Consider the following 21222-nt stretch of genomic DNA (forward strand, 5'->3'; position numbering starts at 1 on the left):
CACCCCCACAGTGCGCTCAGGCGACCGGGGCCAGCCCGCGCCTGCGCAGCAGCGGTGCGGGGTCGGCCTCCCGGCCGCGGACCGCGCGGAAGGCAGCCAGCGGGTCCACCGAACCGCCCACCGCGAGCAGCCGTTCCCGGAAGAGGTCCCCGTTCTCCCGGCGCAGGCCGCCGTTCTCCTTGAACCACTCCACGGTGTCGGCGTCGAGCACCTCCGACCAGATGTAGGAGTAGTAACCGGCCGAGTAGCCGCCGGCGAAGACGTGCTGGAAGTACGTCGTCCGGTAGCGCGGCGGCACCAGCTCCGAGGCCACGCCCGCAGCCGCGAGGGCCGCCCGCTCGAACTCCTCCGGGTCCCCGATCTCGCTGTCGGGCGTGAGGCGGTGCCAGGCCTGGTCCAGCAGGGTGGCGGCCAGGTACTCCAGCGTGCCGAAGCCCTCACCCCACAGCTGCGCGGCGTCGATCGCCTCCACCACCGATGCCGGCAGCGGCTCGTCGGTCTCCACGTGCCGGGCGTAGTGCGCCAGGACCTCGGGCCAGAGCGCCCACATCTCGTTGACCTGGCTGGGGAACTCCACGAAGTCCCGCGGCACGGCGGTGCCCGCGAACCGCGGGTAGGTCACCGAGGAGCTCAGCCCGTGCAGCGCGTGGCCGAACTCGTGGAAGAGCGTGTTCACCTCGTCCAGGGTCAGCAGCGTCGGCCGGCCGTCCGGGGCGCGGGTGACGTTGAGGTTGTTGACGACGACCGGGCGGGTCCCCAGCAGCCCGGACTGGCGGACGAACGAGCTCATCCACGCCCCGCCGCGCTTGCCCTCCCGGGCGAAGAAGTCGCCCAGGTACAGCCCGACCTCCGTCCCGTCGGCGTCGGTGACCTCCCAGACCCGGACGTCGGGGTGGTAGCCGACGAGGTCGGGCCGGGAGGTGAACCGGAGGCCGTAGAGCAGCTCGGCGGCCCGGAAGACGCCGTCGACCAGCACCCGGTCGAGCTCGAACCACGGCCGCAACGCCGTGGTGTCGACCGCGTAGCGCTCGGCCCGCACCCGCTCGCTGTAGTAAGCCCAGTCCCAGGCCGCGAGCTCGACACCGTCGCGGGTGGCGAGCTCGCGCAGCACCTCGGCCTCGGCCTCGGCGTTCGCCACCGACGCCGGCACCATCGAGCGCAGCATCGCGTCGACCGCGGCGGTGGTCCGCGCGGTCGAGTCGGCGAGCACCAGGTCGGCGTGGGTCTCGAAGCCCAGCAGCCGCGCCCGCTCGGCCCGCAGCCGGGCGATGCGCTCGGCGACCGGTCGGTTGTCGTGCTCCCCCGCCGACGCCCGGCTCACCGACGCCTCGAACACCCGGCGTCGCAGCCCTCGGTCGCGGAGCTTGGCCAGCACCGGCTGACCGGTGGGCAGCACCAGGGTGAGCAGGTAGCCGTCGAGCCCGCGGTCGGTGGCCGCGCGCGCCGCGGCCGCCACCTCCTCCTCGCTCAGCCCGTCGAGCTCCCGGGCATCCTCGACCCGCACCGCCGCTGCCTCCGTGGCCAGCTGCAGGTTCTGCCCGAACGTCGTCGAGAGCTCTGAGAGCTCCTGGTTCAGCTCGCCGAGCCGGGCCCGGCCGCCGTCGTCGAGCCGGGCGCCGGCGAGCACGAAGTCGAGGTGGTAGCGCTCCACCAACCGCACCGACTCGGCGTCCAGGCCGGCGGTGTCCCGGGCGGCGTGCACGGCGTCGATGCGGGCGAACAGCGCCGGGTCCAGCCGCAGGGCGTCGTCGTGGGCCGCGGCGAGCGGGGCGATCTCGCGCTCGATCTCCCGCAGCCGCGGCGTCGCCACCGAGGAGGAGAGGTTGCCGAACACCGACCAGGCCCGGTCGAGCAGCGCGCCGGACCGCTCCAGCGCCACGACCGTGTTCTCGAACGTCGGCTGCTCGTCCGACCCGACGATGGCCGCCACCTCCCGGCGCTGCTCGACCATCCCGGCGAGCAGCGCCTCCTGGCAGTGCTCGAGGGTGATGTCGGCGAACGGTGGCAGCCGGAACGGCAGCTCGGACGGGGCGGCGAGGGGGTTGTCGGCGGCGAGTGCCTCGGGAGTGCTCATCACCGCCATTACATCGCGATCCTCCGGATCGCACCGCCAGCACATCGCGATCCTCCGGATCGCACCGCCAGCACATCGCGATCCTCCGGATCGCACCGCGGCCAGTTGCCGTCCCCGACCTGCGCTGAGCCGATTCGTCGCGCCTGCGCGGGGCCCTCCGGGCCCCACTCGGCGCGACCGGACAGGTGCAGATCGGGGGCAGCAGGCCTCTGTCTCAGCGGCCGGCGGCGTGCCGGTAGGTGCGCACCGACAGCGGCACGAAGATCGCCAGGATGAGCACCACCCAGATCAGCGTGTAGAGCACCGGGTTCTGCAGCGACCAGGCGTCCGGCGTCGGCGCCAGTGGCGAGGTGTTGCCGAAGAGGTTCCGGGCAGACTGGACCACCGCCGACACCGGGTTCCACTCGGCGAAGGTGCGCAGCACCGACGGGAAGGACTCCAGCGGGACGAACGTGTTGGCCACGAACGTCAGCGGGAAGATGACGATGAAGCTGGCGTTGTTGACCACCTCCGGGGTCCGCACGAGCAACCCGACCATCGCCATGAGCCAGGAGACGGCGTAGGCGAACAGCAGCAGGACCAGGAACCCCGCGATCGCCTCCCCGACCGAGGAGTGGATCCGCCAGCCGACCACCAGGCCGGTCAGCGCCATCACCGTGATCGAGATGATGTTCAGCCCGGCGTCGGCGACAGTGCGGCCGATCAGGACCGCCGAGCGGGACATCGGCAGCGAGCGGAACCGGTCGATCAGGCCCTTCTGCAGGTCCTCGGCCAGGCTGGCTCCGGTGGTGGTGCTCCCGAGCACGATGGTCTGGGCGAAGATGCCGGGCAGCAGGAACTCGCCGTAGCTGGTCCCCGGGGGCAGCTGGATGGCTCCGCCGAACACGTACCGGAACAGCAGCACGAACATGATCGGCGACAGCGTCGCGAAGACGATCAGGTCGGGCACGCGCTTGACCTTGATCAGGTTCCGCTTGGTGATGACGACGCTGTCGGACAGCGTCGCGGCCATGCTGCTCATCGGGCACCTCCGGTGACGACCGGCTCGGCCGTCGTCCCGTCGTCGGTGGCGACCTCCTCGGCCGCGCGGCCGGTCAGCGCCAGGAAGACGTCGTCCAGGTCGGGCCGGCGCAGCCCCACGTCGAAGATCTCCGGCATCCGGCCGTCGAGCCGGCGCAGCGCCTCGGCGAGCACCTCCGCGCCGCCGCTCACCGGCAACGACAGCCGACGGGCCGGCACGTCGACCACCGGGTCCTCCACGGCGAGCGGGCGCAGCCGCGCCACGACGTCGGGCAGCACGGCGGCGTCGGTGACCGTCAGCTCCAGCCGCTGCCCGCCCACCTGGGCCTTGAGCTCGTCGGCGGTGCCGCGGGCGATGACCCGGCCGCGGTCGATGACGACCATCCGGTCGGCCAGCCGGTCGGCCTCCTCCAGGTACTGGGTGGTGAGCAGGATCGTCGTCCCACCGCCGGCGAGGTCGGCGATGAACTCCCACATGGCCAGCCGGCTGCGCGGGTCCAGCCCGGTCGTCGGCTCGTCGAGGAAGAGCACGCGCGGGCGGGCGATCAGCGAGGCCGCGATGTCCAGCCGCCGGCGCATGCCACCCGAGTAGGTCTTCGCGGGCCGACCGGCCGCGGCGGAGAGGTCGAAGCGCTCCAGGAGCTCACCGGCCCGCTTCCGCGACTCGGCCTTGCCGAGCCGGTACAGCCGCCCCACCATCTCCAGGTTCTCGAACCCGGTGAGGTACTCGTCGACGGCGGCGTACTGGCCGGTGAGCCCGATCGCCGCGCGCACCCGGTCGGCGTCCCGGGCCACGTCGAGCCCGACCACCTCCGCCCGGCCCTCGTCCGCGGTCAGCAGCGTGGTGAGGACGCGCACCACCGTCGTCTTGCCCGCACCGTTCGGGCCGAGCAGCCCGAGCACCGAGCCCTCGGCCACCGTCAGGTCCACTCCGTCGAGCGCGGTGGTCGCACCGAAGCGCTTGACCAACCCCTCGACGACGATCGCGTCGGTCATGGCGCGGACGCTAGGTCCGCCCACCGACAATTCCCCACCGCTTTTCTCCGTCGCGTACATCCGCCGGCTCCTCCGTCGCGCCCCGCAGGTGCGGGACGGCAACCAGGACCGCCGGGGACCGGGGAACTCATCGGTCCGGCCGCGGCTATTCCGGCGTGACGGCGTACCCGGCCGCGCGCAGCGCCCCGATGACCTCCCCGGCGTGCGCGGGCCCGCGGGTCTCGACGACGACGAAGACCTCCACCTCGCCGATGCCCAGGCGCGTCGAGGTCCGCTCGTGCTCGACCTCCAGCACGTTGGCGCCCACCGCGGCGAGCTCGGCGAGGACGGCGGCCAGCGACCCCGGCCGGTCGGGGACGCGCAGCCGCAGCGAGAGGTAGCGTCCGGCCGCGGCCATGCCGTGCTGCACGACCTTCAGCAGCAGCACGGGGTCGATGTTGCCGCCGGAGACGACGGCGACCAGCGGGGGCTCGAACGCCCGCGGATCGGCGAGGACGGCGGCGACCGCGGCCACCCCCGCGGGCTCGACGACCAGCTTCGCCCGCTCCAGGCAGAACAGCAGCGCCCGCGAGAGGTCCTCCTCGCTGACCGTGCGCACCTCGTCGACCAGTCCCCGCACGTGGGCGAAGGTCAGGTCGGTGGGACACGGGACCGCGATCCCGTCGGCCATGGTGGACATCGACTCCAGCGCGACCGGCCGCCCGACGGCCAGGGAGCCCGGGAAGGCGGCGGCCTCCTCGGCCTGCACGGCCACCACCCGGACGTCGGGACGGCGTTCCTTCACCGCAGCCGCGATACCAGAGACCAGCCCGCCGCCACCGGCGCAGACCAGTACCGTCGCCAGCTCCGGGCACTGCTCGAGCACCTCCAGCCCGACGGTGCCCTGGCCCGCGATCACGTCCGGGTGGTCGAAGGGGTGGATGAACACCGCGCCGGTGCGCTCGGCGTGCTCCGCCGCGGCCAGCAGCGGCTCGGCCAGCGACTGGCCGAACATCTCGACGCGCGCGCCGTACGCCTCGGTGGCCGCCACCTTGGGCAGCGGTGCGCTCCCGGGCATGTAGACCGTCGCCTCGGCGCCGAGCAGCCGGGCGGCGAGGGCAACCCCCTGGGCGTGGTTGCCGGCGCTGGCGGCGACCACGCCGCGGGCCCGCTCCTCGTCGGTCAGCCGCGCGATCCGGGTGTAGGCGCCGCGGAGCTTGAACGAGCCGGTGCGCTGGAGGTTCTCGCACTTGAGCCAGACCGGGCCCCCGACGCGGTCGGCCAGCCCCCGGGAGTGCTCCAGCGGGGTGCGTCGGACGACGCCGGCGAGGAGCTCCGCCGCCGCCGCGACGTCGGCACCGCTGACCAGGGGAGGACCGCCGGAACCTGCCATGCGTCGATCCTGGCAGGGGCCGTCGTCCGCGACCGACCAGGACGCGCGCGGCCGTCGTACCGTGGCGGGGGTGACGGACACCCCGGGTGCCACCACCGCACCGGCCACCCCCTCCCCCGCACCCACGACGCTCGGCGAACTACGCGCGACCGGCGCCACCTCCCGCCCGGTCAAGGCCGAGATCCGCGCCAACCTGCTCGCCCGCCTGGCTGCCGGCGAGCCCACCCTGCCCGGCATGGTCGGTTTCGAGGAGACCGTCCTGCCCGAGGTCGAGCGGGCCCTGATCGCCGGCCACGACCTGGTCCTGCTCGGCGAGCGCGGCCAGGGCAAGACCCGCCTGATCCGCACGCTCGTCGGCCTGCTCGACGAGTGGACCCCGGTGCTGGTCGGCAGCGAGCTGAACGAGCACCCGCTGTGCCCCATCAGCGTCTGGGCGCACCGGCAGATCGCCGAGCACGGTGACGCCACCCCCGTCGGCTGGCTGCACCGCAGCGAGCGCTTCGGCGAGAAGCTGGCCACGCCGGACACCAGCGTCGGCGACCTGATCGGCGACGTCGACCCGATCAAGGTGGCCGAGGGGCGCACGCTGGGCGACCCGGAGACCGTGCACTACGGGTTGGTCCCCCGCACCAACCGGGGCATCTTCAGCGTCAACGAGCTGCCCGACCTGGCCGAGCGCATCCAGGTCGCGCTGCTCAACGTGTTGGAGGAGCGCGACATCCAGATCCGCGGCTACCGGGTGCGGCTGCCGCTGGACCTGCTGCTGGTCGCGAGCGCGAACCCGGAGGACTACACGAACCGCGGGCGGATCATCACCCCGCTCAAGGACCGGTTCGGCGCCGAGGTGCGCACCCACTACCCCATCGAGCTCGCCGACGAGATCCGCCTGCTGGAGCAGGAGGCGCAGACCGGCGGGCTCGGGGCACCGAGCGGGCAGGACACCCTCGACGCGCCCGTCGTGCCGGCGCACCTGGTCGAGATCGTCGCCCGGTTCACCCGGCTCGTCCGCGAGTCCAGCCACGTCGACCAGCGCTCCGGGGTCAGCGCCCGGTTCGCCATCGCCGGGCTGGAGACCGTCGCCGCCTCCGCCGTCCGCCGGGCCGCGGTCGCCGGCGAGACCCGGCCGGTCGCGCGGGTGGTCGACCTGCCCAGCATCGTCCCGGCCAGCCGCGGCAAGGTCGAGTTCGCCGACGCCGGTGCCGACCCCGACGACGACCGCGAGCTGGAGATCCTGGAGCACCTGCTGCGCCAGGCCACGGCGCAGACGTTCCGCGCGCGGTGCGCGGGCCTGGACCTCACCGGCCTGCAGGAGCACTTCACCGGCGGGGAGACCGTCGAGTCCGGCGACCTCGTCCCGGCCCCGGCCCTGCTGGGCCAGCTGGGCACCGTCCCGAAGCTCGCCGAGCTGCTCGGCCGGCTCGGGGTGCCCGAGGGCGACCAGTCCGCCGAGCAGGCCGCGGCCGCCGTGGAGTTCGCCCTGGAGGGCCTGCACCTCACCCGGCGGCTGGCGAAGGACACCGACGGCGGCCGCACGGTCTACGGAGCCTGAGGTGACCACGCGCCGCCCGCGCGGCTACCGGTACGGCGCCTGGCGGGGCGGTCCCGACCCGCTGGCCCCGCCGTACGACCTCGGCGACGCCGTGGACGAGATCGGCGACTCGGTGCTCGACGGCAGCGGCGTCCGGGAGGCGTTGCGCGAGCTGCTGCGCCGCGGCACGCAGGGCCGGCGCGGCCTGGACGAACTGCGCCGGCAGGTGCGCGACCGACTGCGCTCGGCACGCACCGCCGGGCGGATGGACGGCACCCTGCAGGAGGTGCGCGAGCTGCTCGACCGCGCCGTGCAGGCCGAGCGTCGGGAGCTGTTCCCCGATCCGGACGACGCCGCACGGCTCGCCGAGGCCGAGCTGGACGCGCTGCCCGAGGACACCGCGGGCGCCGTCCGCGCGCTCAAGGACTGGTCGTGGCGCTCGGCGGAGGGCCGGGAGGCCTACGAGCAGATCCAGGACCTGCTGCGCCGGGAGGTGCTCGACAGCTCCTTCGCGTCGATGAAGCAGGCCCTGGAGAACGCCTCCGAGGGCGACATGCAGGCGGTCAAGGACATGGTCGCCGACCTCTCCCGGCTGGTCGACGCGCACAACCGCGGCGAGGACACCGACCAGCAGTTCGCCGACTTCATGGACCGGCACGGCCAGTTCTTCCCGGACGACCCGGAATCCGTCGAGGAGCTGATCGACTCGCTGGCCCGCCGGGCGGCGGCGCAGCAGCGGATGATGGCCGGCCTCTCCCCCGAGCAGCGGGCCGAGCTGGCCGAGCTGATGGCCCAGACGATGGAGGACATGGGGCTGGCCAGCGAGATGGCCCACCTCTCCGACGCGCTCCGCCAGGCCCGCCCCGACCTGCCCTGGGGGCAGCGCGGCCAGGTGCCCGACGGCGAGCAGGCGCTGGGCATGGGCGACGCCACCACCGCCGTCGCCGAGCTCGCCGACCTGGAGGCGCTGTCCAACCAACTGTCGCAGGGCTACGCCGGGGCGTCCCTCGCCGACGTCGACGAGGAGCTGCTCGAGCGCGCGCTGGGCCGCTCGGCCGCCGACGACCTCGCCACGCTCCGGCAGCTGGAACGCGAGCTCGAGCGGCAGGGCTACCTCAACCGCAGCGAGGGGCGGCTGGAGCTCTCGCCCAAGGCGGTCCGCCGACTCGGAGCCACCGCGCTGCGCCGGGTGTTCGCGCAGCTGGACGCCACCGGTCGCGGCGAGCACGACGTCGCCGACGCCGGCGCGGCCGGGGAGCTGACCGGTGGCTCACGGGAGTGGCGGTTCGGCGACGAGCAGCCGCTGGACGTCGTCCGCACCGTCCGCAACGCGGTGCTGCGGACGGCGGGCGAGCCGCGCCGGGAGGGGCAGCGGCGGGTCCGCATCGCCGTCGAGGACTTCGAGGTGGTGGAGACCGAGCGGCGCACCGGCGCCGCCGTCGCCCTGCTGGTCGACCTCTCCTACTCGATGGCGCTGCGCGGCACGTGGGGCGCGGCGAAGTCGACGGCGATGGCGCTGCACTCGCTGGTGACGACGCGGTTCCCGCAGGACGCCATCGAGATCATCGGCTTCTCCTCCACGGCCCAGGTGCTGCGCCCGGAGACGCTCGCCGAGCTGAGCGTGGACACCCTGCAGGGCACCAACCTGCAGCACGGCCTGATGCTGGCCCGCCGGTTCCTCGCCCGGCACCGCGACGCCGAGCCGGTAGTGCTGGTGGTCACCGACGGGGAGCCGACCGCCCACCTGGAGGACGACGGGACCCCGTACTTCTGCTGGCCGCCGATGCCCGAGACGATCGCCCGCACGGTGGCCGAGGTGGAGCGGGTCGCCCGCTCCGGCGCCACGGTGAACGTCTTCGCCCTCGACCCCGATCCCGGGCTGGTCCACTTCGTGCACGACCTCACCCAGCGGGCCGGCGGGCGGGTGTTCACTCCCGACAGCGAGCGGCTCGGCGAGTACGTCGTCGCCGACTACCTGCGCACCCGCCGCGGCCGCCGCGTGCGCTAGCTCATGGCGACGTGCTGGAACGGCCCCGTCCAGGACACCGCCCTGAGCTCGCGAACGGCGGGGAGGACGGGGTCCTTCTGGGGGTCCTCTTTCAGCGGCTGGAGCTGATCCCCGGGATCCGCCCCGCCCGGAAGGCGTTCACGAAGAGCCGGTGGTCCTCCTGCGTGCGGTGCGCGTAGTCGTGCGCGAAGGCGACCAGGTCGGCGACGAACTCCTCCCGCCGGTCGCCGAGCATCGCGGTGATCGCCTCCTCGGTCTGGAACGGCACGAGGGTGTGGTCGCTGTCGGCGTCGCCCACGCAGTGCAGCTTCGCCGTCGCCCGCCCGAGCTGCTCCAGGACCGGGCGGATGTCGGCGGGCTCGGTGAGGTCCTCCCACTCGAGGTCGAGCTCGTAGGGCGACAGCTCCGCGACGACGAAGCCCGTGCCGCGGATGTCCGTGTAGCCCAGGAACTGGGAGGCGTGCGACTGCAGCGCGCGCCGGCTCAGCGCCGTCCGGTGGCCCTCGTGCTCGAAGTACCCGCGGATGCGCGGGTCGTCGACGACCCGGCCGGGGGCGGGCACGTTGCCCTGCTTGACCGAGAGCACGACGTCGTTCTCCAGCGCCTGGTCGTAGCCCTCCAGCAGCACGTTGTAGGCCGGCAGCCCCGCGCTGCCGATGCCGAAGCCACCGGTGCCGATGAGGTCCTTGACGTCGTAGGCGACCTCGCGCCGCCAGGGCCGGGGCGGCAGCGTCGCCTTGTACCGCTCCAGCGCCGCGAGCACCTCCTGGTGCTCGGCGTCGTCCAGCCGGCGGTTGCGCGCGGAGTCCGCGAAGCGGCGCGCGTCGCCCTCGACCACGGTCATCCGCTGCAGCAGCCCCAGGCGGGTGCGGGTGGCCGTGCGGCGGATCAGCTCGTGCACGGCGCCGTGGGTGTTGCCGGCCACCAGGGCGAACTCGCGGTCGGCGTCCGACCGGGTGAAGGCGGCCACCTGGTCGAGCCACGCGTGCAGGTAGACGGCGAGCAGCTCGCTGATCACCTCGTCGGAGAACGCCTTGCGCCAGGCCATGAGCGCGAAGCTGGCGGCGAAGCGGCGCAGGTCCCAGCTGACGTGCCCGAGGTACGCCTCGTCGAAGTCGTTGACGTCGAAGACGATCCGGCCGTTGGCGTCCATGTACGTGCCGAAGTTCTCCGCGTGCAGGTCACCGTGGATCCACACCCGGGACGTCCGCTCGTCGCACCAGCGATCCTCGGACGTCGCCATGTCCGCGTAGAACAGTGGGGCGCTGCCCCGGTAGAAGGCGAACGGATCGGCCGCCATCTTGCGGAACTTGGTGCGGAAGGCGTCCGCATCGGCGTCCATGAGGTCACCGAACGCCTCGACCAGGACGCGAACGATCTGCCGCGTCCGCTCGTCGGTCGGGGTGGAGGAGCTCATACCAGGGAGGGATGGGGGCACAGGTTGCACCGTAGGGGGCCGATAACGTCGGTGGTGCCCCGATGACGTCGGCACCGAGCCGGGAGGGAGGGACCATGACGCGTACCGCGACGGCCCGACGACTGGCCACCGGTGCCGCCTACGGCGGCGGTGGGGTCGGGCTGGCCGGAGCTGCCCTGGTCGCCCTCCTCCGCGAGGAGGCGCGGGCGGCCCGCCGCAGGGTCGAGGCCCGCACGTACAAGGAGGACCCCCCGTCGGGCGACGGCATCTACGGGCGGGGCGGCGGCGAGCCGATCGTGCTCGCGGTGCTGGGCGACTCCAGCGCCGTCGGGCTGGGCGTGCACCGCGCCGCCGAGACCCCCGGCGTGCTCGTCGCCGCGGGGCTGGCCGAGCTCGCCGAGCGCCCCGTGCAGCTGGTGCGGCTGGCCAAGTCCGGCGCCCGCGCCGCCGACCTCGAGGTGCAGGTCGACCGCGCGCTGGCCGAGCGCCCCGCGGTCGCGGTCATCATGATCGGCGCCAACGACGTCACCGCCCGCACCCCCACGTCGGTCTCGGTCGGCCACCTCACCGACGCCGTCCGGCGGCTCACCGCTGCCGGCTGCGAGGTCGTCGTCGGCACCTGCCCCGACCTGGGGACCATCCGGCCGATCGCGCAGCCGCTGCGCACGCTGGCCCGACGCTGGAGCCGGCAGATGGCCGCGGCGCAGACCATCGCCGTCGTCGAGGCCGGGGGCCGCACCGTCTCCCTCGGCTCGCTGCTGGGCCCGGCCTTCGCCTCGGACTCCAGCATGTTCAGCGTCGACGAGTTCCACCCGAGCGCGGCCGGCTACGCGGCGGCGGCGGCGGTGCTGCTGCCCTCGGTCGCCGACGCTCTCGGCGTGTGGCCGGCGCGCGCCGACCGCGGCCTGCGCTCGCTGCGCCGCCAGACGGTCAAGCCGGTCGCCCGCGCCGCGGCCCGGGCGGTCAACCGTCCCGGTACCGAGGTCCAGGCCGCCGAGGTGGCCGGCTCGGAGACCGGTCCCCGCGGCCCGTGGGCGCTGCTGCGCCGCCGCCGGCCGACGGGGGTGCCGACCCCGGAGCAGGCCGAGCACGCCGAGAACGACCCGCTCGCCGGGCGGACGAGGTGACCCCGGCCACACCGGCGTCCTCCTGACCTGGGGCCCCTCCCCAGGCGGCCGGGCCGGGGTAGTTTCCGAGGTGACCGACGTCCGGCGCGCCGCGTCCGGACCCCCTCATCGTGGAGGAACCATGCCCGAAGCAGTCATCGTCTCGACCGCGCGTTCCCCCATCGGCCGCGCGTTCAAGGGGTCGCTCAAGGACATGCGGCCCGACGACCTCGCCGCCGCGGTCATCCGGGCCGCGCTCGACAAGGTGCCCGCCCTCGACCCGCGCGACATCGACGACCTCATGCTGGGCTGCGGCCTCCCCGGTGGGGAGCAGGGCTACAACATGGGCCGCGTCGTCAGCGTGCTGCTGGGCATGGACCACCTGCCCGGCACGACGATCACCCGCTACTGCTCGTCGTCCCTGCAGACGACCCGCATGGCCATGCACGCCATCAAGGCCGGTGAGGGCGACGTCTTCATCTCCGCCGGCGTGGAGACCGTCTCGCGGTTCGTGAAGGGCAACAGCGACTCGCTGCCCGACACGCAGAACCCGGTGTTCGCCGACGCCCAGGCCCGGGTGGCCAAGGTCGCCGAGAGCGGCGCCGACTCCTGGACCGACCCGCGGGAGAACGGCGACGTCCCCGACGTCTACATCGCCATGGGGCAGACGGCGGAGAACCTGGCGCTGCTCAAGGGCGTCACCCGCCAGGAGATGGACGAGTTCGCCGTCCGCAGCCAGAACCTCGCCGAGGAGTCGATCAACAACGGCTTCTGGGAGCGGGAGATCACCCCGATCACCCTCCCCGACGGCACCGTCGTCTCGAAGGACGACGGCCCGCGCCCCGGCACCACCCTGGAGGGCATCTCCGGCCTCAAGCCGGTCTTCCGCCCCGACGGCCGGGTGACCGCCGGCAACGCCTGCCCGCTCAACGACGGCGCGTCGGCCGTGGTGGTCATGAGCGACACCAAGGCCCGTGAGCTCGGCCTGACCCCGCTCGCCCGCGTGGTCTCCACCGCGGTCACCGGGCTCTCGCCGGAGATCATGGGCTACGGGCCGGTCGACGCCTCGAAGCTCGCGCTCCAGCGGGCCGGCATGACGATCGACGACATCGACCTGGTCGAGATCAACGAGGCGTTCGCCGCGCAGGTCATCCCCAGCTACCGCGACCTGAACATCCCGATCGAGAAGCTGAACGTGCACGGTGGCGCCATCGCCGTCGGCCACCCCTTCGGCAGCACCGGCGCCCGCATCACCGGCACGCTGATCAACGGCCTCCAGACCAAGGACAAGACGTTCGGCCTGGAGACCATGTGCGTCGGCGGCGGCATGGGCATGGCGATGGTGCTGGAGCGCCTCTCCTGAGGTAGCCCCCGGACATGACAGTGGCCCGGCCCCCTCGCGGGGACCGGGCCACTGTCATGTGGTGCGGAGGCTCACTCGTCCTGGAAGTAGGAGAGCAGCCGCAGGATCTCCAGGTACAGCCAGATGACCGTGACGAGCAGGCCGAAGGCGATGTACCAGGCGAACTTGGCCGGGGCGCCGCGGCGGATCGCCTCGTCGGCCATGTCGAAGTCGAGCAGCAGCGTGAACGCCGCGACGCCGATCACGACGAGGCTGAAGACGATGGCCAGCGGGCCGCCGTCACGCAGCCCCAGCCCACCAGGGACGAAGAAGCTGGCGACCAGGTTGACCACGACGAGCACCAGCACGCCGATGAGCGCACCGACGATCCAGCGGGTCAGCTTGGGGGTGACCCGGATGGCGCCGGTCTTGTAGATGACCAGCATGCCGGCGAAGACGCCGAAGGTGCCGATCAGCGCCTGCATGACGATGCCCGAGCCGAACTGGAGGCTGAACACCTCGCTGATCGCACCCAGCGCGACGCCGTACAGCGCGCCGTAGGAGAGCGTCGCGACCGGGCTGGCGATCTGCTTGAAGGCGATCACCAGGCCGAGCACCAGCGCGACGAGCACCGCAGGGAGGGCGAGCCCCATGGCGGCGGTGCCGGGCATCGCCCAGGTGAGCGCCGCGGCGGCGACGGTCACCAGGAACGAAAGACCCGTCTTGGTGACGACGTCGTCCATCGTCATGTAGCGGGTGTCCTCGGTCGTCCCGTACGGGGACGGCGCGGCGTACTGGTCCTGCTGCGGCGCCGGGGCGCCGTACTGCGGGGCCCCGTACTGGGGGGCGCCGTACTGGGGCTGGTTGCCCCAACCGGCGTACTGCTGGCCGGGGCCCGCGTTGCCGAACCCACGGCTGAACGCCGGGTTCCTACTGGCCATCGTCATCTCCTCGAGGTGACTCGTCGGTCGTGGAGACTCATCACGCACTCCACTCGGTCAGGTCAACGCCCGACACGCCCACAGCGTTCCACAGCTGCCGCAGATCCGGATCACCCTCGCGGGTGCGGGTCGGGAAACCGGCCACAGCCCCTCCCTCGTCCGGCACGCCACCAGCGGCGCGGCGCTCACCGGGCGGGCTCGGCGCGGGGTGCCCGATGCTGTCCTCGCCACCCACCCACCCTGGCGACCGCACCCGATCGGAGCACATCCATGACCGCCCTGCCTTCCGGTCCTTCGCCGGCCGCCCCGGGCCCGGAGGCCGGGGCGCGGCCGGCCAACCCGTTCCTGCAGGTTCCCCTGGAGGACCTGCGCCGGCGGACGAGCGTCAAGTGGCGCACCCACCCGGCGGATGTGCTGCCGCTGTGGGTCGCCGAGATGGACGTCGCCCTCGCACCCCCCGTCCGCGAGGCGCTGCACCGCGCGGTCGACGCGGGCGACACCGGCTACCCCGCGGGACACGAGTACCCGGAGGCGGTGGCCGCCTTCGCGGCCGACCGGTGGGGCTGGACCGGCATCGATCCGGCCCGCACGGCGGTCGTGCCGGACGTGATGACGGGCATCGTGGAGGTGCTCCGCCTCGTCACCGGTCCCGGCGACGTCGTGGTGGTGACCCCGCCGGTGTACGCGCCCTTCTACGCGTTCGTCGAGCACGCCGGGCGCTCCGTCGTGGAAGCGCCGTTGGACGCACGCGGTCGCCTGGACCCGGAGACGCTGGACGCCGCCTTCGCCGCAGCCGGCGCCCGCAGCGCCCACCCGGCGTTCCTGCTGTGCAACCCGCACAACCCCACCGGCGCCGTGCACACCCGCGCCGAGCTCGAGTCCGTCGCCGCACTCGCCCGGCGGCACGGCGTGCGCGTCGTCTCCGACGAGATCCACGCACCGCTGGTCCTCCCCGGCGCCCGCTTCGTGCCCTACCTCAGCGTCGTCGACGACGGCTTCGCGCTGGTGTCGGCGTCGAAAGCGTGGAACCTCGCAGGTCTCAAGGCGGCCGTGGTCGTCGCCGGGCCGGAGGCGGCCGCGGACCTGGCCCGTCTCCCCGAGGAGGTCGGCCACGGGGCCAGCCACCTCGGCGTCATCGCGCACACCGTGGCCTTCCGCGAGGCCGGCGGCTGGCTGGATGCGGTGCTCGCGGCCCTCGACGAGAACCGGCGGCTGCTGCAGCAGCTGGTGGCCGAGCACCTGCCGACGACGACGCTGCGCGCACCGGAGGGCACCTACCTGGCCTGGCTGGACTGCCGTCCGCTGGACCTCCCGCCCGAGGCCCCCAGCGGCGGCCGCGCCGTGGTGAGCGACCTCGACGGGCCGGCACGGTTCTTCCTGGACCACGCACGGGTGGCCCTGAGCTCCGGCCACGTCTTCGGCACCGGGGGCGCCGGGCACGTGCGCATCAACATCGCCACCTCGCCCGCCGTGCTGAGCGAGGCGCTGGCCCGCATGGGCCGGGCGATCGCGGCCCGGACCTCGTAGGCCCCGCACCGATCGTGCCCCCGGTCGGGTTCGAACCGACACTGGGACCCTTTTAAGGGGCCTGCCTCTGCCGATTGGGCTACGGGGGCGCGGTGCGCACGCTAGCCGGACCGGGCCCGGCCGCGCGGGACCGCCGCCGGTCAGCCGGCGGCCAGCTCGGTCGCCCGGGCGAGGACAGCGTCCAGCATCGGCTCGGTGAGCCTGCCGGTGAAGGTGTTCTGCTGGCTGACGTGGTAGCTGCCCAGCAGGGTCAGCGGGCCGCGCGGCCCGGTCAGCTCCACCTCGACCCCGTGCCCGAACGCCGGCCGCGGGCGTGGCAGCGCGTACCCGGCGGCGGCGAGCACCGGCCACAGCGCAGTCCAGCCGAAGCCGCCGAGGACGACGACCACCCGCAGCCGGGGCAGCAGCTCCAGCTCGCGGGCCAGCCACGGCGAGCAGGTGTCCCGCTCCTCAGGGGTGGGCGCGTTGGCCGGCGGGGCGCAGCGCACCGCGGCGGCCACCCGCACGTCGGTGAGCTCCAGCCCGTCGCCGGCGTGCGTCGACGTCGGCTGGTTGGCCAGGCCGGCCCGCCACAGCGCGGCGAAGATCCAGTCACCGCTGCGGTCGCCGGTGAAGACCCGGCCGGTGCGGTTCCCGCCGTGCGCGGCCGGCGCGAGGCCGACGACGGCGATCCGCGCATCGGCGGGTCCCAGGCCCGGCACCGGACGGCCCCAGTAGTCCTGGTCGCGGAAGGACGCCCGCTTGACCCGGGCGACCTCCTCGCGCCACGCCACCAGCCGCGGGCAGGCGTAGCAGCCGGAGATGCGCGCGTCGAGGACCGGCAGCTCACGCGCACCACGGGCACTGCGCGCCACCCCGGCGGGGGTGCGGGTGACGGGGAAGCCGCCGGCGTCTACAGGCATAGGAGAAGGACCCCGTCCTACTCCCCGCTCGCACGCTCGCGGCGAGCCTCTGGACGGGGCCGGTCGCGGGCGAGGCGCAGGGCGATGCCGTCGAGGATGTCGTGCTCGCTGACGGTCACCTCGGCCAGGCCGAACTCCTCCATGAGCACCCGCAGGATGAGCGCGCCGGCGCCGATCACGTCGACCCGGCCCGGGTGCATCACCGGCTCGGCGGCGCGGCGCGCCCGGGTGGCCCCCAGCAGGTCGGCGGCGACCCGGCGGACGTCGGCCACCGGGATGCGCGAGCCGTGGATCGCCGCGGAGTCGTAGGTGGGCAGGCCCAGTGCGAGGGCCGCCACGGTGGTGACGGAGCCGGCCAGCCCGACCAGGCTCGCCGCGCGGGAGACCGGCACCTCGGCGCCGACCTGGGCCAGCGCGGCGCGGACGTCGCGCTCGGTCCGCGCGATCTGCTCCGGGGTGGGCGGGTCGTTGTGCAGGTGCCGCTCGGTCAGCCGCACGCAGCCGATGTCGACCGAGCGGGCCGCGGTCACGCCGTCGGCGTCCCCGAGCACGAACTCGGTGGAGCCGCCGCCGATGTCGACGACGAGCCAGGGAGCCGGTGCGGGTGTCAGCCCGTGCGCGGCGGCCGCGGCGGCGAGCGAGCCGGTGGCGCCGAGGAAGGAGAGCTCGGCCTCCTCCCGGCCGGTCACCACATCGGGTGTGCGCCCCAGGGTGGCCCGCACCATGTCCTCGAAGTCGGCGCGGTTCGCCGCGTCGCGGGTGGCGCTGGTGGCGACCATCCGGACGTCGGTGGCGCCCAGGTCCCGGGCCGCCGCCGCGTACTCGGCGAGCACCACGCGGGTGCGCTCGATCGCCTCCGGCGCCAGCCGGCCGGTCGCGTCCACGCCCTGGCCGAGGCGCACCACCTCCATCCGCCGCAGCAGGTCGGTGTGCCCGCCCTGCGCCGGCACGTCGGCCACGAGCAGGCGGATGGAGTTGGTGCCGCAGTCGATCGCCGCGACCCGCGTCATGCGTCGCCCTCCGGCCGGGCGCAGGGGCCCTTCGCCCACCACTCCCCCATCTCGGCGACCGCGCGGTCACCGATCGGGTTGACGCCGGGGCCGGCGGCCAGCGCGTGGCCGGCCAGCGCGTGCAGGCACTTGACCCGGTCAGGCATGCCACCGGCGGTGGCGCGGGTGGGCAGCACGTCCTTCGCGTCGCGCTCGGCGAGGTAGGCCTCGTGCGCGGCCCGGTAGCCGGCGGCGAGCTCGGGATCGGTGGCCAGCTCCGCCTGCCACTCCCGCATCCGGCCGGTCGACTCCAGCCGGCTCGCGGCGGCCGAGGCCCGCGGGCAGGTGAGGTAGTAGAGCGTCGGGAACGGCGTGCCGTCCTCCAGCCGCGGCGAGGTCTCGACCACGTCCGGCTGGCCGCAGGGGCACCGGTGCGCGACACCCGCCAGCGCACGGGGCGGGCGGCCGAGCTGCCGGGCGACGACCTCGCGGTCCTCCTCGCTGACGGGGCTGGAACGGCCCCGCTGCAGGGGCCCGGGCCGAGCGTGCGAGGCCGGGGGGGTAGCGGGGTCCTCCATCACTCCGCCACCTCCTCGTCGTCCGGCTGGTCGACCACGCCGCCGTCGGCCTCGGCCACCGACCGCATCAGCCCCTCGTACCAGGGCAGCGGCCCCGGGTCCGCGGCGGCCGCCAGCGTCCCGGCGTCACCCTCGACGGCGTCCCCGTCGACGACGAGCACCAGCCGGTCGCCGGGGAGGACGTAGGAGAGCCGCTCCCGCGCCTGCCGCTGGGCGTAGGCGGGGTTGGCCTGCCGCGCCAGCTCGCCCTGCAGCTCGCCGACCCGCGCGTCGAGCTGCCGGCCCTCCGCGGCCAGCCGGGCGAGCTCGGCCTGGCCGGCCAGGTACTGCCGGATCGGCCCGGCGAGGGTGAGCGCGAGCAACAGGACCAGGCCGACCAGCACGACGGCGCGGCCGGTGAACAGCGGGCGGCGACGGGGCGCGACCGAGGCGGTCGGTCGGCGCTCCGGGCGACGGTTCGGACGCCGCTGCGCCGGCCGGCTGGACGCCCCCGAGCGCAGCCCGGTACGGACCGGCCGCGAGTGGTGCACCCGCGGCACCCGGCCGGTCGCGCGCCGTGTCTCGCCTCCGCCCCGCCGGCCGCGCACGCTGCTCATCGGCCTCCGCTCAGCCGTTCAGCCGCGGGAAGGCGGCGGCGCCGGCGTAGCGGGCGGCGTCGTCGAGCTCCTCCTCGATGCGCAGCAGCTGGTTGTACTTGGCCACCCGCTCGCTGCGGGCCGGCGCACCGGTCTTGATCTGCCCGCAGTCGGTGGCGACGGCGAGGTCGGCGATCGTGGTGTCCTCCGTCTCGCCCGAGCGGTGGCTCATCATGCAGCGGTAGCCGTTGCGGTGGGCCAGGTTCACCGCGTCCAGGGTCTCGGTGAGCGTGCCGATCTGGTTGACCTTGACCAGCAGCGCGTTGGCGGCCTTGCGCGCGATGCCGTCGGCCAGGCGCGCCGGGTTGGTGACGAACAGGTCGTCGCCGACGATCTGCACCCGGTCACCCAGGGCGGCGGTCATGGCGATCCAGCCGTCCCAGTCCTCCTCGTCGAGCGGGTCCTCGATGGAGACGATCGGGTAGGCGTCGACCAGGCCGCGGTAGTAGTCGACCAGGTACTCCGCCGACCGGGACTGGCCCTCGAAGTCGTAGCCGCCGTCGGTGTGGAACTCGGTGGCGGCGACGTCGAGCGCGAAGGCGATGTCGGTGCCGAGGCTGTAGCCGGCCTTCTCCACCGCCTCGGCGATGAGGTCCAGGGCGTCCCGGTTGCTCGGCAGGTCGGGCGCGAAGCCGCCCTCGTCGCCCAGGCCGGTGGCCAGGCCGCGGCCCTTGAGCACCGCCTTCAGCGCGTGGTAGGTCTCCGTGCCCATCGCCAGCGCCTCGGCGAACGTGGCCGCCCCGACGGGGGCGATCATGAACTCCTGCACGTCGACGTTGCTGTCGGCGTGGGCGCCGCCGTTGAGGATGTTCATCATCGGCACGGGCAGCAGGTGCGCCGACGGGCCGCCGACGTAGCGGAACAGCGGGAGGCCGGTGGAGTCCGCCGCGGCCCGCGCGACGGCGAGGCTGACGCCGAGGATGGCGTTGGCCCCCAGGCGGGACTTGTCCGGCGTGCCGTCGAGGTCGAGCAGGCGCTGGTCGATCAGCCGCTGCTCGCTGGCCTCGTAGCCGACGAGCTCGGGGCCGATGACGTCGAGGACGCCGTCGACGGCCCTGGTCACTCCCTTGCCGCCGTAGCGCTCACCCCCGTCCCGCAGCTCGACCGCCTCGAAGGCGCCCGTGGAGGCTCCGCTGGGCACGGCGGCCCGGGCGATCGTCCCGTCGTCGAGGGCGACCTCGACCTCCACGGTGGGGTTTCCGCGCGAGTCGAGGATCTCCCGCGCGCCTACGGCATCGATGCTCGGCACGGGGGCAGCCTAACCAGCCGGAACTGTCGGCGAGGCCTCCCCCGGCCGCGCCCCGCCGGATCAGGGCGCCGACGGGCCCCGCTCCTGCTCCGCGGTCCCCTCGTCCCCGGCCGTCCGGTCGTGGCGGGCGCGCTCGGCCTGGTCCTCCTCGCTCGGCCCGCTGAAGGCCTGGGAGCGCTTGCGGGCCTCCAGGCTCCCGGTGAAGAGCCCCTCGCTGGTCGCGGGCCCGCGGCCGGACGGGCGCGCCGGCCGGGGTGCGGTGCGGGGGTCGGGGGCCGGCCGCGGTCCGCGCCGCCCGGCGGTCTCGTACCCGGCGGCGCCCTCGTTCCGGACGCGCGGCAGGGCGTGCGGGGCCTCCCGCTGCAGCCAGCCGACGAGCCCCTCCCGGACGGCGCAGCGCAGGTCGAACAGGGTCCCCGCGTCCTGCGCGCTGACCAGCACGCGGACCCGCACGAGAGCGCCGACGGCGTCGGTCACCTGCAGGACCTTGACCCGCTGGTCCCAGTTCTCGTTCCCGGTGACCAGCCGGTCGAGCTCCTCGCGCATCCGGTCGAACGGCGTCGTCCAGTCCACGTCGAGCTCGACGGCGCCGAGGACGGCGGACTCCTTGCGGGTCCAGTTCTGGAACGGCGTGGTCGTGAAGTAGGTCGAGGGCAGCACCAGCCGCCGGTCGTCCCAGACGTGCACGACCACGTAGGTGAGGGTGATCTCCTCGATGCGGCCCCACTCCTCCTCCACGACGACCACGTCGTCGACGCGGATCGCGTCGGTGAAGGCCAGCTGCAGGCCCGCGAAGACGTTGGCCAGCGAGGTCTGGGCGGCCAGGCCGGCGACGATCGAGATCACGCCGGCGCTGGCCAGGATGCTGGCGCCGGCGGCGCGGGCGCCGGGGAAGGTCAGGAGCATCCCCGCGACCGTGAGCACGGCGACGACGACGACGGCCAGCCGGCGCAGCAGCGAGATCTGCGTGCGCACCCGCCGGGCGTGCCGGTTGTCCGCGACGTCGACGTCGTACCGGGCGAGCCAGGCATCGGCGGCGACGAAGACCGCCACGGCGACCAGCCAGCCGATGGTCGCGATCACGCTCAGGGCCAGTACGTGGACGACGACCTCCGCCCAGTCCCCCAGGTCGTCGGCCGCCTCGAGGACGACGGTCAGCGCCACCAGCACCAGCAGCGCGCGCAGCGGGGTGCGGCCCCGCCGGGAGAGGTCGGCGGTCACGGGCGAGCCACGGCCCACCCGCCGGACCACGACGCCGATGAGGACGCCGAGCAGCCAGGCCGCCAGGGCGGCGCCGGCGCAGACGAGGAGCACCTGCCAGGTCTCGGACGGGATCAGGCCGGACACGCCCTCGACGGCCTCGTCGGGGCCGACCGGGTCATCGGCAGGGGCGGAGAGCACGGCGGACAGCGGAGCGGCTCCTCTCCGGTCGGGTACGGCCGCCGGATCCTCGTCGGCGGCAGGCGGTGGTCCCCGGGCCGGTGGCGCGTCGTCGCTGCTCGCTTCCCGGCCCGGCGCATCACGCGCCGTCGGTGGTC

At 74.3% G+C, this 21222-nt stretch carries 17 protein-coding genes and 1 tRNA gene; 5 read left to right on the forward strand and 13 right to left on the reverse strand.

What is annotated here, in order from left to right:
* Positions 1-16: 16 nt before the first annotated feature.
* The 4 genes from ACI79K_RS15825 to ilvA form a co-directional block, all read right to left on the reverse strand.
* Complete coding sequence (locus ACI79K_RS15825) at positions 17-2074, reverse strand: M3 family metallopeptidase (protein ID WP_456600155.1); 2058 nt, start codon at positions 2072-2074, stop codon at positions 17-19.
* A 214-nt stretch (positions 2075-2288) separates the two neighbouring features.
* Positions 2289-3095: an ABC transporter permease gene (locus ACI79K_RS15830; RefSeq protein WP_456590549.1), complete on the reverse strand. Its 807-nt coding sequence runs from the start codon at positions 3093-3095 to the stop codon at positions 2289-2291.
* Positions 3092-4090, reverse strand: coding sequence for an ATP-binding cassette domain-containing protein (locus ACI79K_RS15835; protein ID WP_456600156.1), 999 nt, complete (start codon positions 4088-4090; stop codon positions 3092-3094). Before ACI79K_RS15835 ends, ACI79K_RS15830 begins: the two co-directional genes overlap by 4 nt.
* Before the next feature lie 145 nt (positions 4091-4235).
* The gene (gene ilvA / locus ACI79K_RS15840) at positions 4236-5462 is read right to left on the reverse strand and encodes a threonine ammonia-lyase (RefSeq protein ID WP_456590547.1); all 1227 of its coding nucleotides are present in this window, start codon (positions 5460-5462) and stop codon (positions 4236-4238) included.
* A 70-nt stretch (positions 5463-5532) separates the two neighbouring features.
* On the opposite strand from ilvA, the gene ACI79K_RS15845 reads away from it, so the two are divergent.
* Together ACI79K_RS15845 and ACI79K_RS15850 are read left to right on the forward strand one after the other, a co-directional pair.
* Entirely contained in the window at positions 5533-7011 is a 1479-nt protein-coding gene (locus ACI79K_RS15845; protein ID WP_456600157.1) for a sigma 54-interacting transcriptional regulator, read from the forward strand.
* A 1-nt stretch (position 7012) separates the two neighbouring features.
* Positions 7013-8998: a VWA domain-containing protein gene (locus ACI79K_RS15850; RefSeq protein ID WP_456600158.1), complete on the forward strand. Its 1986-nt coding sequence runs from the start codon at positions 7013-7015 to the stop codon at positions 8996-8998.
* 91 nt (positions 8999-9089) lie between these two features.
* Here ACI79K_RS15850 and ACI79K_RS15855 read toward each other — a convergent pair whose 3' ends face one another.
* A complete protein-coding gene (locus ACI79K_RS15855) occupies positions 9090-10415 on the reverse strand; it encodes a DUF2252 domain-containing protein (protein ID WP_456600159.1) in 1326 nt (441 codons plus the stop codon).
* A gap of 95 nt (positions 10416-10510) precedes the next feature.
* On the opposite strand from ACI79K_RS15855, the gene ACI79K_RS15860 reads away from it, so the two are divergent.
* A complete protein-coding gene (locus ACI79K_RS15860) occupies positions 10511-11542 on the forward strand; it encodes an SGNH/GDSL hydrolase family protein (protein WP_456600160.1) in 1032 nt (343 codons plus the stop codon).
* A gap of 121 nt (positions 11543-11663) precedes the next feature.
* On the forward strand, positions 11664-12884 hold the full coding sequence (locus ACI79K_RS15865; protein ID WP_456600161.1) for an acetyl-CoA C-acetyltransferase: 1221 nt from the start codon (positions 11664-11666) through the stop codon (positions 12882-12884).
* Positions 12885-12955: 71 nt separating this feature from the next.
* On the opposite strand, the gene ACI79K_RS15870 is transcribed toward ACI79K_RS15865, so the two are convergent.
* Positions 12956-13804 carry a Bax inhibitor-1/YccA family membrane protein gene (locus ACI79K_RS15870; protein WP_456598061.1) on the reverse strand — a complete coding sequence of 283 codons (849 nt, stop codon included), beginning with the start codon at positions 13802-13804 and terminating at the stop codon, positions 12956-12958.
* A gap of 270 nt (positions 13805-14074) precedes the next feature.
* On the opposite strand from ACI79K_RS15870, the gene ACI79K_RS15875 reads away from it, so the two are divergent.
* A complete protein-coding gene (locus ACI79K_RS15875; protein WP_456600162.1) occupies positions 14075-15331 on the forward strand; it encodes a MalY/PatB family protein in 1257 nt (418 codons plus the stop codon).
* A 15-nt stretch (positions 15332-15346) separates the two neighbouring features.
* On the opposite strand, the gene ACI79K_RS15880 is transcribed toward ACI79K_RS15875, so the two are convergent.
* From ACI79K_RS15880 to ACI79K_RS15910, 7 genes are all read right to left on the reverse strand, one after another.
* Positions 15347-15420: transfer RNA gene (locus ACI79K_RS15880), tRNA-Leu, on the reverse strand.
* A gap of 51 nt (positions 15421-15471) precedes the next feature.
* Positions 15472-16233, reverse strand: coding sequence for a uracil-DNA glycosylase (locus ACI79K_RS15885; protein ID WP_456590539.1), 762 nt, complete (start codon positions 16231-16233; stop codon positions 15472-15474).
* Between the two features lie 17 nt (positions 16234-16250).
* Entirely contained in the window at positions 16251-17243 is a 993-nt protein-coding gene (locus tag ACI79K_RS15890; protein ID WP_456600163.1) for a Ppx/GppA phosphatase family protein, read from the reverse strand.
* Positions 17240-17800 carry a DUF501 domain-containing protein gene (locus ACI79K_RS15895; RefSeq protein WP_456590537.1) on the reverse strand — a complete coding sequence of 187 codons (561 nt, stop codon included), beginning with the start codon at positions 17798-17800 and terminating at the stop codon, positions 17240-17242. The genes ACI79K_RS15890 and ACI79K_RS15895 overlap by 4 nt, the downstream gene beginning before the upstream one ends.
* Positions 17800-18396 carry a septum formation initiator family protein gene (locus ACI79K_RS15900; RefSeq protein WP_456600164.1) on the reverse strand — a complete coding sequence of 199 codons (597 nt, stop codon included), beginning with the start codon at positions 18394-18396 and terminating at the stop codon, positions 17800-17802. The genes ACI79K_RS15895 and ACI79K_RS15900 overlap by 1 nt, the downstream gene beginning before the upstream one ends.
* A 10-nt stretch (positions 18397-18406) precedes the next feature.
* The gene (gene eno, locus ACI79K_RS15905; RefSeq protein WP_456590535.1) at positions 18407-19684 is read right to left on the reverse strand and encodes a phosphopyruvate hydratase; all 1278 of its coding nucleotides are present in this window, start codon (positions 19682-19684) and stop codon (positions 18407-18409) included.
* Positions 19685-19744: 60 nt separating this feature from the next.
* Positions 19745-21085, reverse strand: a complete 1341-nt coding sequence (locus tag ACI79K_RS15910; RefSeq protein WP_456590534.1) for a mechanosensitive ion channel family protein — start codon at positions 21083-21085, stop codon at positions 19745-19747.
* Between the last annotated feature and the right edge of the window lie 137 nt (positions 21086-21222).

The sequence above is a fragment of the Blastococcus sp. SYSU DS0616 genome (assembly GCF_054051015.1).

What these genes read in the sequence shown, in the direction of transcription:
- ACI79K_RS15825 (WP_456600155.1), bottom strand. Translation starts at nt 2,074, where the DNA reads ATGAGCACTCCCGAGGCACTCGCCGCCGACAACCCCCTCGCCGCCCCG.
- ACI79K_RS15830 (WP_456590549.1), bottom strand. Translation starts at nt 3,095, where the DNA reads ATGAGCAGCATGGCCGCGACGCTGTCCGACAGCGTCGTCATCACCAAG.
- ACI79K_RS15835 (WP_456600156.1), bottom strand. Translation starts at nt 4,090, where the DNA reads ATGACCGACGCGATCGTCGTCGAGGGGTTGGTCAAGCGCTTCGGTGCG.
- ilvA (WP_456590547.1), bottom strand. Translation starts at nt 5,462, where the DNA reads ATGGCAGGTTCCGGCGGTCCTCCCCTGGTCAGCGGTGCCGACGTCGCG.
- ACI79K_RS15855 (WP_456600159.1), bottom strand. Translation starts at nt 10,415, where the DNA reads ATGAGCTCCTCCACCCCGACCGACGAGCGGACGCGGCAGATCGTTCGC.
- ACI79K_RS15860 (WP_456600160.1), top strand. Translation starts at nt 10,511, where the DNA reads ATGACGCGTACCGCGACGGCCCGACGACTGGCCACCGGTGCCGCCTAC.
- ACI79K_RS15865 (WP_456600161.1), top strand. Translation starts at nt 11,664, where the DNA reads ATGCCCGAAGCAGTCATCGTCTCGACCGCGCGTTCCCCCATCGGCCGC.
- ACI79K_RS15870 (WP_456598061.1), bottom strand. Translation starts at nt 13,804, where the DNA reads ATGGCCAGTAGGAACCCGGCGTTCAGCCGTGGGTTCGGCAACGCGGGC.
- ACI79K_RS15875 (WP_456600162.1), top strand. Translation starts at nt 14,075, where the DNA reads ATGACCGCCCTGCCTTCCGGTCCTTCGCCGGCCGCCCCGGGCCCGGAG.
- ACI79K_RS15885 (WP_456590539.1), bottom strand. Translation starts at nt 16,233, where the DNA reads ATGCCTGTAGACGCCGGCGGCTTCCCCGTCACCCGCACCCCCGCCGGG.
- ACI79K_RS15890 (WP_456600163.1), bottom strand. Translation starts at nt 17,243, where the DNA reads ATGACGCGGGTCGCGGCGATCGACTGCGGCACCAACTCCATCCGCCTG.
- ACI79K_RS15895 (WP_456590537.1), bottom strand. Translation starts at nt 17,800, where the DNA reads ATGGAGGACCCCGCTACCCCCCCGGCCTCGCACGCTCGGCCCGGGCCC.
- ACI79K_RS15900 (WP_456600164.1), bottom strand. Translation starts at nt 18,396, where the DNA reads ATGAGCAGCGTGCGCGGCCGGCGGGGCGGAGGCGAGACACGGCGCGCG.